The sequence below is a fragment of the Flagellimonas crocea genome (genome assembly GCF_033441595.1).
GTDB lineage: Bacteria > Bacteroidota > Bacteroidia > Flavobacteriales > Flavobacteriaceae > Flagellimonas > Flagellimonas crocea.
In genome coordinates, this window is the sequence record NZ_JAUZVX010000007.1 from 1 (window position 1) to 13559 (window position 13559).

Below are 13559 nucleotides of genomic sequence, written 5' to 3' on the forward strand. Positions count from 1 at the left end.
CCGGGCATGGAAACGAAAAAGGACAAAGAGGCCAACAAGAAAAGTGGCGAAACCAACATTTCCCTGGACGCCGGGGTAGCTGGTGAGAACGAACTGCCAGAACAGGGCGCCATGTTCGTAGGGACGAAAGGACGCTTGTTGCTGCCCCACTTTATGCAGTTGCCCAAAAAGATCGTCCGTGGCAAATATGTCGACATTTCCAAGGAGATCGCCAAGGTGTCCGAAGAGCACGGTCTGGGCGAGCCAATAAGAAATTATGGCACCGAAGGGCCCAAGCACTACCACCAATTTGTGGATGCCTGTCTGGGCAAGGGAGAAACAACGGCACCATTTGATTATGCCGCCAGATTGACCGAAACAATACTCTTGGGAACCATTGCGGGGCGTTTCCCCGGGGAAACCTTGCACTGGGACGCCGAAACGGCACAGTTCCAGGAGGAAAAGGCCAACAGGTATTTGTCCGGGAATTATCGGGATTTTTAATTAGGTAATCCAGGCACGCAATACTATTGGGTTCAGATGATCAACCATGTTTATATTGGAATGCTGTCCAGTAACATAGAAAGTGGCCATCTTAAAAACAATATTTAACTAAGGGTATTGATATTGAGGTCCGTTCTTATAATAGATTTCTAACAGAGTAGTTGAATCTCTGAATGAGATTTTAAGGTCTTCATTTTAATTATGTAGTGAAGTTTGAATTAGTGAGACAGAGGCTCACTCGAATCGAGTGGGCCTTTTTGTTTTATGGAAAATTGGTAAAATTGAGCCAACTCGATTAAAGCATGCACTTCTCGTGAGATTGACCGACCTATCGGGTCAAAACACTTAAAGTTCATTTAGGGAGAAGTAAAGAAAAGAGCCTCTCAAAGTTATATATTGATGTCTAGTAATCTCAGACAGCATGATTTCTTACCGAAAAGTCATTTTTTACAAGAGTTCCTTTAAGTTAATCTATCCCTGAAAGAAGTTTTTAATTACTTAGAAACAACGCTTCGCTCGTTTTAAAGAAAAACGCAATGGGTCGTTTTTATCCCATTTGCTAAACATCTAGGATGGCCTTCAAATAACTTTCTCTTTGTGAAGGTTTTTTTATTGTTCAAAAGCGGTCGTTGACCCTATGGTGGGCGTCATGAAGTTCATAATCTGTCCGTCCTGATTGTGCAGGAAATGCAACAGTTTGTTCTGTATATTGGAAGATTACAGATCAATCAGTCCGAATTGGGCATCCAAATTCCTCTCTTTTTTTGAAGTTCTACAATCTTACGGGGCTGCCACATGCTCTTTCAATAATAAAACATTCAAATTAATTATATACTGGGATTATTACATACATTTATGCCCAAATAAGTTCTTTACTTAATTTCTTTATCAAAACGATAAGGGTTTCCGACAGATGTCGGGATTAAAAGGGAATCGTGTGTAAATCACGAGCTGACGCGCAACTGTAAGTCCGATTCCATTTTGGAATAGTATGTTTTTGCCCATAAAGCCATTGTCCAGATTCAGGATGAGAAGGCGGTAAAAATCGGACAAGCCAGGATACCTGCCCATATTGTACCCACTTTTTGGGATTTTGACGGTGCCTTCGCGTAAAGGGCAGGTCGAACGTTTGAACTTTACCGGGGATTTCCTCGGCAAATCCCGTATGCGTTCCTCTTGTTTTAAGGCATTGCGAAGTTGAGCTAAGGAGCTTTTATCTAATTGTTCAATTTTATAAAAGCTTTAGCAATGAAAACAAGCAATTTGGGCTATCCAAGAATCGGTGCCCACCGCGAGCTGAAAAGGGCTTGCGAAAAGTATTGGTCTGGCAAGAGTGCCATGCAAGATCTACTGGATGCGGGTAAAAGCATCCGAAAGGAAAACTGGAAGCTCCAGCAAGAAAAGGAAATCGACCTTATCCCATCCAACGATTTCTCATTTTATGATCAGGTATTGGATACCACACTTATGGTGGGTGCCATCCCGGAGCGGTATTCTGATCTAAAGGGACCTGATGTAAATCTTTTTGACCTTTATTTTGCCATGGCTCGGGGAGTACAAAGAGATGGAGTGGATGTCATCGCCATGGAAATGACCAAATGGTTCGATACCAACTACCACTACATTGTTCCAGAGTTTACCAAAAATCAAGGATTTGAATTGCTTTCGTCAAAAGCAGTTGATGAGTTCAATGAGGCCAAATCATTGGGTATTCACACCAAACCTGTGCTTTTGGGCCCAGTGACCTATCTATTGTTGGGCAAAGAAAAGGAGAAAGGGTTCCATAGGCTCGACCTATTGCCAGAACTTCTTTCCGTATACCATGACATCCTTAAAAAACTGACAGATGCGGGAGCCACATGGGTGCAATTTGATGAACCCATCCTTTCCACAGACTTGGCGGATAGGGAACAAAATGCCATTACAGGAGTATACGAAGGAATCGCGGAAAAATTTCCAAATCTCAAAATCCTATTGGCCAGTTACTTTGGGGAATATGGGAACAATCTTGATACCGTGCTCCAATTGCCCGTGTGCGCCTTGCACCTGGATTTAAGACGAGGTCCAAGGGAATTGGACAAAATTTTGTCCTCCGGTAAATTAAATAGGAATGTATCCTTATCTCTGGGCGTAATCGATGGCCGGAATATTTGGAAAAACGATTTCCGGTCTTCTATGGAAATTATTCTAAAGACCAAGACTCAATTGGGTATGGAGCGTGTTTTTATTTCTCCATCGTGTTCCTTGATACATGTTCCCTGTGATTTGGAATTGGAAAGGAATGAAGGAACACTTTCCAAGGAAATCAAGGAGTGGATGGCCTTTGCCAATCAAAAATTGGAAGAACTCCATAACTTAAAGACACTCGTCAGTGTTCCTGATTACGAATCCCACTCGATCTTCATGGACAATTTGGCTTCCATGGAGAAAAGGAAAAATTCCATTGTAATCCATAAGCCCTTGGTAAAACAACGCGTGGAGAAACTTCGGGAAAGGGATTACCACAGGATAACTCCCTTTGAAAAAAGAAAAATTCTTCAGGAAGCCCATTTAAAACTTCCTCTTTTTCCTACCACTACGATTGGATCCTTTCCACAGACCCAAGAGCTGAGAAATATGAGGTCACTGTATAAAAAAGGAAAACTAAGTGAAGATGAGTATGTTGAATACCTGATGAAGGAAACGATAAAAGCCGTCCTTTTTCAAGAGGAAATAGGTCTAGATGTCCATGTACACGGCGAATTCGAACGCAACGACATGGTAGAGTACTTTGGCGAACAGTTGGAAGGGTTTGTCTTTACTCAAAATGGATGGGTACAGAGTTATGGGTCGAGATGTGTGAAACCTCCCATTATATATGGAGATGTCTCCCGGCCGCATGCGATGACAGTGTTCTGGACTTCGTTTGCACAAGCCTTGACCGAAAAGCCCGTAAAAGGAATGTTGACGGGGCCGGTCACCATGCTACAATGGTCCTTTGTGCGGGATGATCAGCCCCGTTCCACGACCTGCAATCAAATAGCATTGGCTCTACTTGACGAGGTAATCGATTTGGAAAAAGCGGGCATAGGGATCATACAGGTGGATGAACCTGCCATTCGGGAAGGCTTGCCTTTGCATAAAAAAGAATGGGACCACTATCTAGACTGGGCCATAGGTTCCTTTAAGTTGTCCACTAGCGGGGTGAAGGACTCCACTCAGATACATACCCATATGTGCTATTCGGAGTTCAACGATATCATCAACAATATTGCGGATATGGATGCGGATGTAATTACTATTGAGTGTTCGCGATCCCAAATGGAATTGTTGAATGCCTTTAAAGCGTTTGATTATCCCAATGACATAGGACCCGGGGTATATGACATCCATTCTCCAAGGGTTCCAAACATCGAAGAAATTTTGGAGCTCCTACGTAAGGCGGAAAGCGTATTGCCCGCATCCAAACTCTGGGTAAACCCTGATTGCGGATTGAAGACAAGGGGGTGGGAGGAAACCAAAAAAGCCTTGAAGGTGATGGTTTCCGCAGCCCGGCAAATGAGAGAGGCCGTTGGCCAACCTTCAAATTAGGACCAAAGGGGGCCGATATCAAAATCGGCCCCTTAACAAAGAGGCCAACCGATGGGATACATGTTTCTTGCGCTTTACTACAAAGCTCTAATGTATATCGATGCAATCATTGTTCGCAGATTTTTTCGAATGGTTTCAATTTTAGTAAGACCGATTGGCCAATCTATTCCAAAATCGAGAGATAAACAGAACTACTTGAAAGGTCCCTTTAAACTATGGTTTAATAAAGAATTACCACAAATTTAACTGCGCTAAAATTATTACTTTACAAGAGGTATAGTAGTTTTTTACCTCTACAGTTTCAATACCGCTAGAGATGAGTCCTACGTGAAATGTTTTAACCGTATTGCGTCGAGAAACGGGCCTTATGGCCCTTTGTTCCTATCTATCCCCAACCCAATGGGGATAAATCGGTGCTTGCCCTGATATCCCATTGAGAAGCTTTAGGTGTTCTTCGGACAAGTTCCAACCAACGGAATCAATGTTGGAGAGCAATTGCTTTTCGTTCCTTGCGCCAATGACGATGTTGGAAACACTTTTTTTCTGAAGCAACCAGTTGATAGCGATCTGTGGTATGGATTTTCCAATTTCGCTGCTTATTTTTTCCAGAACATCGATGACATTGAACAGGAACTCGTCCTCAACCGGTGGTGCCCCAACATTCCCGCCCGATTTGATCCTGCCTGCCTTCATTTCCATTCCCCTTTTTATTTTACCTGTCAATCGACCCCAACCCAAAGAGCTCCAAACCATCATTCCAATATTCTGGTCTTTCGATTGTAGCATCCCCACCATATTAATTGTGGGGCACTTGGTAAATCGTGAGATTAAAAATTTGTTGTTAATCCGAAATTTGTAAATTGCGGGAACAAATTGTTTGCATTTACCAAAAATGAAGCCCGAATATTTGCATAACCTCAAAATCGAGCCTCTTTCGGAAAACGTCATGGAGGATGATTTTAGCGTAATATATGAGTTCTACAGGCCAAAACTTGTGGTGATTGTAAATAGTTATGTGCCTTCCCGAGAAGATGCCGAAGAGATTGTTCATGATGTTTTCATCAAATTATGGGACAAATGGGCCGATTTGCAAATCACCTCCAATCTCACAGGTTATATTTATAGCATGACCCGAAATGCCTGCTTGGATTACCTTCGTGCCAAAAAGAATAAGCTCACCAAAGAGATGTCCCTTGAGCAACAGGAGTTTTGGTTGAACCATGGAGCCTTGGCCGACGATATGGCCTCATCCATTTTGGCGAGGGAACTTCAATCCTTGGTCGACCAAGCCATAGAGCAACTTCCCGAAAAGTGCCAAAAGGTTTTCAAAAAGAGCAGGGTAGAGGGGTTGTGCAACAAGGAAATTTCGAAGGAATTGGAAATTTCCCCAAAAACCGTGGAAAACCACATGACCAGAGCTTTAAGGCAGCTTAGAGTAGCACTGGCAGAATATTTACCCTCCCTATTTTTATAAATTTTACTTTCCGACTAGGGGGTGTCTTTCTTTTTTACGTCCTGCTATTGAATACTGTTCCTAATTTAAGATGAACAACAAGGATATAAATGCACTGGTAGAAGGCCGTCTATCGGAAGGGAAAAAGGCTGAGGTTGTGAAGTGGTTGCTCAAAAACCCCAAGCAACAACAGCGTTACCATGTACTGAAAGCAAGGCATGTCGCCAAACTGCTAAAAGAGGGCGAGCGCAAAAATAAACTAGAGACCAAAAGAGAATTTGCCGATTGGTATAAATATGTAGGATATGCAGCTTGCGTTTTGCTAATGGTTGCATTGGCCTATACGTTGGTTTCTCCATATGAACAATTGGAAGAAAAACCTTCACAGATAATTTTGGCTTCTACCTCAATAGGAGAGAACAAGACCATAACCTTGTCAGATGGTACCAAAGTTACCCTCAATGCAAACACCATATTTTCATATCCGGAGAAATTTTCCGGGGCATCAAGAGAGGTGAGCCTAAACGGGGAAGCCTTTTTTGACGTGGCGCATAATGCGGAAAAACCTTTTATGGTGGATACAGGAAATGGAATGAACATTCAAGTTTTGGGAACTGTTTTTAACGTAAAGTCCTATCCCGAGGACCAACATGTGGAAACCACGTTGATTTCTGGGAAAGTGAAGGTGGTGGAGGAGCGAAATCAGAAAACCGTTGTTTTGGCACCATCCCAAAGAGCCACTTATGTAAAGGATGCCGACAAGCTCATCGTGGACAACGTGCAGACCAATAAATTTACGGCATGGCGCCAGGGAAAACTGATTTATGACGAAACTCCCATAAGACAAGTAATAAGTGATTTAAAAAGGAAATACAAGGTTGAAATATCCGTAGAATCCCCTGGAATAATGGATTATAAATATACCGGGGAGTTTGACAATCTTGGTATTGAACAGATCTTGGACCTCTTTGAGGTATCATCGCCCATACTCTATAGAATGCATAATAACCAAATAACACTATTTATGAAGCAATAAAACCAAAAAGAGAGAGGAAGGTGCGGCAACACCTTCCTCTCAGAGACTATTTAACCACATAAAATGTAATTAAACATCGTAAACTTTTCAAAATTATGGAAAAAAAGGAACTTTTTTTACCAAAGGTCCCAATTATCAGGATAATGAAAATCTATTTGATCTTAGTGGCACTTACCTTGGCCAAGTTATTTGCTTCTGAAGCAAATGCCCAAAGCATCTCATTGGAGGCAAATAATGTAAGATTAAAGCGGATTCTGAACGAAATCGAGCGTAAGAGCGATTATAGTTTTTTCTACAATAACAGCATTGTGGACGTTTATTCCAGAAAATCGCTAAAAGTTGAAAACAAGACACTGGATGCCGTACTGAGCGAACTGTTCTCGGATTCCGATATTGCTTTTAGCTTTGTGAGAAACCAGATCATTCTGTTTCCAAAGAACAACCCGGAGATTAAGGATAAAATTGAAAACCTCCTAAGCAAGCACGATATTGATAAAGTGCCTACCGCTTTGAGCCCGGACAAGATTAACGAGTTGATCAGAACCAATGTACAGTTTACTGTTAACGGAAAAGTTACCGATAATACCGGCACTCCCATTCCAGGTGTGTCGATTTTGGTAAAAGGTACCTCCAAGGGTACTACCACCGACTTTGACGGTAACTATAGCATTATGGCGGACTCCGGTGATGTCCTGGTCTTCAGTTATATCGGTTTTGTGACCCAAGAGATCGAAGTCACCGGGGAACAGACCATAGATGTATCGCTAAAAGAGAATGTGGCCGCACTCGAAGAGGTTGTCGTAGTGGGTTACGGTACACAGAAAAAATCTGACCTTACCGGAGCCGTTGGCGCAGTGGATAGCGAAACCCTATTAAAGGCACCCGTTAGCAATGCACTGCAAGGCATGAGGGGTAAAGTTGCCGGTGTAAATGTATTTTTAAATTCAGGTTCACCTACAGGTTCGCCAAGAATCGTAATTCGTGGTGTTGGAACCATCAATTCCTCAACAGACCCCCTATATGTAGTAGATGGTGTGGTAATGGATGACATTCAATTCATCAACCCCAACGATATCGAACGGATGGAGGTGCTGAAAGATGCATCTTCCGCAGCGATCTATGGTGCTAGGGGTGCCAACGGAGTTGTTTTGATTACGACCAAAAGAGGTTCAAAAGATGAAAAGATAAGTATAGGTTATGATGGTTTCTTAAGTGTGGGAAGCATCCGTAAGAAAATGGATTTGTTGAACGCGGAAGAGTGGTTGGAAGTAGTTCGTACAGGTATGGAGAACACTCCAAAGTACCGCCCTGGCGACCCTGCTCCGGTATTTACGACAAACGACCCAAATCTTTTTGATGCACAAGGTAATCCATTGTACGATACCGATTGGCAAGATGAAGCTACCAGAACGGCTTATTCCAATAACCATCAATTGTCGATTCAGCAGGGAAGCGAAAAATCATCTATCGGGGTGTTTTTGAACTATTCCCATATAGAAGGTATAATGCTGAACAACGAGTTGGATAGGATCAGCGGAAAAATTGCTTATGATGTCACTCCAAAAGATTGGTTGAAATTGGGTGTGAACCTTCTTGTAAATGATGTCAAGGATACCGAGTTCGAAGAGGGCGGCGGTGGCCAGACCCCAAGAAGAACCATGATTGAAATGCCTCCAATTTTCCCAGTAAAATTCCCTGATGGAACATGGAGCAATAGCCAAATGATCAGCGATGCCTACAACTTGGAGTCCATGTCCAACCCGGTTCACGTATTGGAAACACAGGAAAGATTCTGGGAAAGAAATCAGCTTTTTGGAAACTTCTACGTGAATTTTACCATTATGCCAGGTTTGGAGTTCAGGACACAGTTTGGTTTTGATAAGAACATCAGAAACAAGAAGGAATACTCGCCACGTGACTTGGTGAATATCTCAGCACCAAATGGTTTTGCCCGTATTTTTAATGAGAAGAGCACTTATTGGCAACAAGAGAACTACCTAACATACAATAAAGAGTTCGGTGACCACAGAATTAACACCATGTTGGGTATTAGCTGGCAAGAACGCACTTATGAGTCTTCCAACATTTTTGCCAGAGGCTTTAGTGACGACTTTTTCCGTTACAACAACATTGGCTCCGCCAGTAACCCAAGTGCACCGGAATCCACAACTAACGAGTGGGCTTTGAACTCCTACTTTTTACGTGCCGGTTATACATTTAAAGACAAATATCTGTTGACTTTGACAGGAAGGGTCGATGGTTCATCAAGATTTGGTGAAGACAATAAATACGGTTTCTTCCCTTCAATCGGTGCCGGTTGGAACATCAGTGAAGAAGCTTTTATGCAGGATGTGATCGCAATCAACAGACTTAAGCTACGTGGTAGCTACGGTATTACTGGTAACACAGAGATCGCACCTTATAGTTCATTGGCAACAGTTTCTTCAGGAACAGTTTTGCTGAATGGTACAAGGGTAAGTTCCAGTTCCGTCAATCGTTTGTCCAATCCAGGGTTGGAATGGGAAAAAACTAGTCAATTCGATATAGGTTTAGATCTTGCCGCCTTTGATTTTAGGTTACGCTTTGAGTTTGACTACTATGATAAATTGACCAAAGATCTTCTATTGGACAGACCAGTTCCTTATACAACAGGATTTACATCGGTAAGGGATAATATCGGTTCGGTTTCCAACAAAGGTATCGAGGCCATGATTACGGGAGAAATTATCCGTAAAGCCGATTTCGGTTGGGAAACTTCCTTCAACATGAACTACAACAAGAACAGGATTGAAAGCTTGGGTGAGAACGACGAGGACATCGAACCAGGACCATTCTGGGTATCCGGTAGCCAAACTATTTTACGTGTTGGAGAATCTTTGAGTTCCTTCTGGGGGTATGAACGTTTAGGAACATGGAACACAGATGAGGCAGCCGAGGCAGCCGAGGTCGGAGCCGTTCCTGGTGAGGCCAAACGATCCGCAGAAAAGAAAATCCTTGGAAAAGGCTTGCCGGATATCACGGGAAGTTTCATCAACACCTTCAGATATAAGAACTTTGATTTCACCGCAGACATTCAATTTGTGGCTGGTGTAGAGATTATGCAGCAATTCTATCACTCTACCGAAGACCGTTCAGGTATTGCCAACGGACTTGCTACCATTCTATACGATGGTTGGACCGAGAGCAATCAGAATACTCAGGTTCAGGAAATCAGGAACCAAGCGTATGCAGGGCAGAACAGTCAGGTAGATAGCCGATGGGTTGTGGACGGTTCCTACATCAGAGGAAACCTATTCTCTTTGGGCTATAACTTCAATCAGCAGTTTTTGGATATCATGGGCTTGAACCGTCTTAGGGTATATGCCAGTTTGGAAAATGCTTTCGTGATTCATTCCAAGGACTTTCAAGGGTACGACCCAGAAGCTACTTCATGGGGCGGGAACCAATGGGGACAGAACATTTTCTTCTTCCAGTATCCCAAGCCAAGAACATTTACCATTGGATGTAGCCTGAAATTTTAATACATAAAAAAGATATCATGAAAATTAAATATATAGTTTTTCTAATCGGAATAATTGTATTGGGTTCCTGTTCTGACTTTTTAGAGGAGAAACCCTTGAGCGAACTGGATTCCAATCAGTTCTTCTCAGAACCTGACCAGGCCTACAGTGCGGTAAATTCACTCTACAGGACCGGTGCTCCCAGCATGACGGATGGTGGAGTGTATAGTGGAACCCCAATGATGCTTGGAGGATACATGTCCGGGTATTTTGTTAATGAATACGCAGGTCAGGAACTCCATGTAAGCAATTCACAAGAGCTTACCCTAAACGGGGATAACATTGGAGGTTATCTTCAAGATAGATGGAGGGAACTTTATTTGGGAATCTCCAGGGCAAACAATGCCATCAAGTATATTCCCGAAACACCAGGATTGAGCGATTCTGAAAGATCACAACTATTGGCCGAAGCCAAGTTCTTTAGAGCCTTTGCATACTATTTTTTAGTAAGGTGGTTCGGTCCCGTACCATTGACCACAGAACCCTATGAATCTTTGGAAAATCTGTATTTGGAAAGAAGCCCTGTGGCCGATGTCTATACGCTGATAGAACAAGATTTGACCGATGCTCTTAATGGTGGTTTGCCAACCGTAAGCATGGTGGACAACGGTAAGCGCGTAACTGCAGGAGCGGTTGCGACCCTATTGGCCGATGTTTACCTGACCATGAGCGGAAACCCATTGAATGCGGACCGATACAGTGATGCAGCCAGCTTGGCACAGGACATAATCAATGGAACATACGGTTCCTATGATTTGGTGCAGCACGATGAGCTGTCTCCAGGAGTTGTGGATTTGGAAAACTCCGCCTACAACAAGATCAGAAAATCAGATGCATCTGCCGTCGAACATATTTACATCAAAGAATATGACCCAGAGATAGGAACTTCCGTTTATCCAAGGTACTCTTACCCTGTAGCGCTTGCTTCAGAAGTACTTTATGATATTACTAACGGAGGGTACCTACCTTCAGATGGATTTATGGATTTATATGACCCGGCAACTGACCTAAGAATTCAGGAAAAGCAATATTTTCATTCCACCTTTCAAGATTCAGGACAGACCTTTGCAACAGCACCTTACGTCTGGCATGATGATACCGCTATTTTTGAAACAGCAAACTCAGGAAAAGATTTTGCAGTATATGGTTATGCCGATGTATTGTTGATTGCGGCCGAGGCCATTGCTAGATCTAGCGGAGTTACCCCAGATGCCATTAACTATTTGGCCCAAGTGCGTGCCAGAGCTTACTGGGAATCCGACATTGCCACAGTTGAAGCAGATTTATCCGGTTTGGGAACAGAAGCCTTTGTACAGGAAGTTTGGAAAGAAAGACACAGGGAATTAGTTTTTGAATTTAAAACTTGGTTCGATATTGTTCGTACAGGACAGTTCCCAGTAGCGGATTCACCTGGTTCCATATCCTTCGTGGATGCTGTCGGGCACACCACCGAAAGAGGCAAACAGATCGAACCAAAACATATGTTGCTGCCTTTGCCTGGACCAGAACTTCAACGTAACCCAAGTTTGGGTACCGATAATAATGGTTACTAAAACATTTTAAAACTTATGAGGCCCATAGTGTTCTTCAAGAATACGGGGCCTCAGTTATAATATTCAATATATCGACGGGAATCCACAAAATGGAAATTCATGTTTCATATCCAACTTGGTTAGGATTACCAGTGATATTGATACATTTCACTCAAAAAAATAAACCAAATACAGATCAATGCAGATTATAGAGAATTCCACGGTCTACGATGCGATCATTGTGGGCTCAGGTGCAGGTGGAGGCATGTCGGCAAAGGTGCTCTCGGAGGCAGGTCTTAAGGTGGCGGTCGTGGAGGCGGGTCCATTTTTTGACCCAGCAATGCCGGAACACCAGACGCAGTTGAAATGGCCCTTTGAAAGCCCAAGAAGAGGAAAGAGTACAAGGTTCCGTCCTTTCGGGGACTTCGATGCAGCTTATGGAGGCTGGGATATCGAGGGTGAACCTTACACGCAAAAGGACGGCACTAATTTTTCTTGGTTCCGTTCGCGTATGCTTGGGGGAAGGACCAATCACTGGGGTAGGATATCCCTCAGATTTGGCCCGCAGGACTTCAAGCACAAGGATGTTGATGGGCACGGTGACAACTGGCCCATAAGCTATGAGGATGTAAAACCGTACTACGATAAAGTCGACAAGATGATCGGGGTGTTCGGTACCAATGAGGGGCTCCCCAACGATCCTGACGGTTTCTTTCTTCCACCGCCCAAACCAAGGCTTCACGAGTTATTTTATATCAAAGGAGCTAGGAAGAGCAACGTCCCGGTGTATCCCTCCAGGATGTCAATGCTCACCAAGAAAATCAATAATGATAGAGGAGTTTGCTTTTACTGCGGTCAATGTAACCGTGCCTGTCAGGTATATGCCGATTTCTCCGCAGGTACCTGTCTTATCTTCCCCGCACAGAAGAACGGGGGACAGATCGACCTTTTCGTGAACTGTATGGTACGCGAGGTGACTACGGACCAAGAGGGCAGGGCCACCGGAGTGTCGTACATCAACAAGGAGGATAGGAAAGAATATAAACTGAAGGGCAAAGTGGTCGTTCTGGGTGCCTCTGCATGTAGCTCGGCCCGTATCCTTTTGAACTCCAAGAGCGAGCAACACCCCAACGGACTGGGGAACAGCAGCGACGTAGTGGGCAAGTACCTTCATGATTCCACGGGAGCGGACAGGGCGGCCTTTGTTCCTGATCTGATGAACAGGAAGGTGTCCTACAACGAGGACGGCGTTGGTGGCATGCACGTGTACTCCCCATGGTGGGGGGACAACAGCAAGCTGGACTTCCCACGGGGCTACCATATCGAGGTATGGGGAGGCATGGGGATGCCAAGTTACGGCTTCGGCTTCAACGTGAACGAGTTCAACCAGTTCTTCGGGACGAAGGTGGGCGGCTACGGTGACGTGCTGCGCAGCGACGCAAAGAAATACTATGGCGCGGTCGTGGGCATGGCCGGAAGGGGCGAGTCCATCGCGAGGAAGGAGAACTATTGCGAGATCGACCCTACCACTGTGGACGAGTTCGGTATTCCGGTACTAAGGTTCAACTACAAATGGAGCCAATACGAAATCAACCAGGCCAAACACATGCAGGATACCTTCGAGGAAATACTGATCAATATGGGAGGCGAGCCTTTGGGCAAGAAGCCAGGAAAAGATACAAATTATGGACTTCACAACCCTGGTAAGATCATCCATGAGGTGGGCACCACACGTATGGGGGACGATCCGCGTACCTCCGTGACGAACAAGTACCAACAATTACATGACGTAGATAATGTTTTCGTTGTGGATGCAGGGCCTTTTGTATCACAGGCCGATAAGAATTGTACGTGGACAATATTGGCGCTCTCGATGAGGGCTTCGGAGTACATCGTGGAACAACTCAAACAACAAAATATTTAGA

Annotated in this window: 7 protein-coding genes, 1 pseudogene and 1 riboswitch; of the genes and pseudogenes, 7 read left to right on the forward strand and 1 reads right to left on the reverse strand. The window is 43.9% G+C overall.

All coding sequences use genetic code 11. The features are described 5' to 3' along the window. Together SD449_RS18355 and metE are read left to right on the forward strand one after the other, a co-directional pair. Positions 1 to 483, forward strand: a pseudogene (locus tag SD449_RS18355) (gfo/Idh/MocA family oxidoreductase); the annotation flags it as partial. 883 nt (positions 484 to 1366) lie between these two features. Then, positions 1367 to 1568, forward strand: a riboswitch (cobalamin riboswitch). Between the two features lie 163 nt (positions 1569 to 1731). Continuing rightward, on the forward strand, positions 1732 to 4053 hold the full coding sequence (gene metE, locus SD449_RS18360) for a 5-methyltetrahydropteroyltriglutamate--homocysteine S-methyltransferase (protein WP_318312685.1): 2322 nt from the start codon (positions 1732 to 1734) through the stop codon (positions 4051 to 4053). A gap of 381 nt (positions 4054 to 4434) precedes the next feature. On the opposite strand, the gene SD449_RS18365 is transcribed toward metE, so the two are convergent. Further along, complete coding sequence (locus SD449_RS18365) at positions 4435 to 4839, reverse strand: aldo/keto reductase (protein WP_318312687.1); 405 nt, start codon at positions 4837 to 4839, stop codon at positions 4435 to 4437. 106 nt (positions 4840 to 4945) lie between these two features. On the opposite strand from SD449_RS18365, the gene SD449_RS18370 reads away from it, so the two are divergent. From SD449_RS18370 to SD449_RS18390, 5 genes are all read left to right on the forward strand, one after another. Continuing rightward, positions 4946 to 5527 carry an RNA polymerase sigma-70 factor gene (locus tag SD449_RS18370; protein ID WP_318312688.1) on the forward strand — a complete coding sequence of 194 codons (582 nt, stop codon included), beginning with the start codon at positions 4946 to 4948 and terminating at the stop codon, positions 5525 to 5527. Between the two features lie 70 nt (positions 5528 to 5597). Continuing rightward, positions 5598 to 6542, forward strand: coding sequence for a FecR family protein (locus SD449_RS18375; protein ID WP_318312690.1), 945 nt, complete (start codon positions 5598 to 5600; stop codon positions 6540 to 6542). A gap of 143 nt (positions 6543 to 6685) precedes the next feature. Continuing rightward, positions 6686 to 10063, forward strand: a complete 3378-nt coding sequence (locus SD449_RS18380; protein WP_318312691.1) for a TonB-dependent receptor — start codon at positions 6686 to 6688, stop codon at positions 10061 to 10063. A 17-nt stretch (positions 10064 to 10080) separates the two neighbouring features. Further along, entirely contained in the window at positions 10081 to 11655 is a 1575-nt protein-coding gene (locus tag SD449_RS18385; protein WP_318312693.1) for a RagB/SusD family nutrient uptake outer membrane protein, read from the forward strand. 178 nt (positions 11656 to 11833) lie between these two features. Further along, positions 11834 to 13558: a GMC family oxidoreductase gene (locus SD449_RS18390; protein WP_318312695.1), complete on the forward strand. Its 1725-nt coding sequence runs from the start codon at positions 11834 to 11836 to the stop codon at positions 13556 to 13558. Position 13559 lies beyond the last annotated feature (1 nt).

Excerpts from the sequence above, each read along its gene's own strand:
- SD449_RS18370 (WP_318312688.1), top strand. The coding sequence starts at position 4,946 with ATGAAGCCCGAATATTTGCATAACCTCAAAATCGAGCCTCTTTCGGAA.
- SD449_RS18375 (WP_318312690.1), top strand. The coding sequence starts at position 5,598 with ATGAACAACAAGGATATAAATGCACTGGTAGAAGGCCGTCTATCGGAA.
- SD449_RS18390 (WP_318312695.1), top strand. The coding sequence starts at position 11,834 with ATGCAGATTATAGAGAATTCCACGGTCTACGATGCGATCATTGTGGGC.
- metE (WP_318312685.1), top strand. The coding sequence starts at position 1,732 with ATGAAAACAAGCAATTTGGGCTATCCAAGAATCGGTGCCCACCGCGAG.
- SD449_RS18380 (WP_318312691.1), top strand. The coding sequence starts at position 6,686 with ATGAAAATCTATTTGATCTTAGTGGCACTTACCTTGGCCAAGTTATTT.
- SD449_RS18365 (WP_318312687.1), bottom strand. The coding sequence starts at position 4,839 with ATGCTACAATCGAAAGACCAGAATATTGGAATGATGGTTTGGAGCTCT.
- SD449_RS18385 (WP_318312693.1), top strand. The coding sequence starts at position 10,081 with ATGAAAATTAAATATATAGTTTTTCTAATCGGAATAATTGTATTGGGT.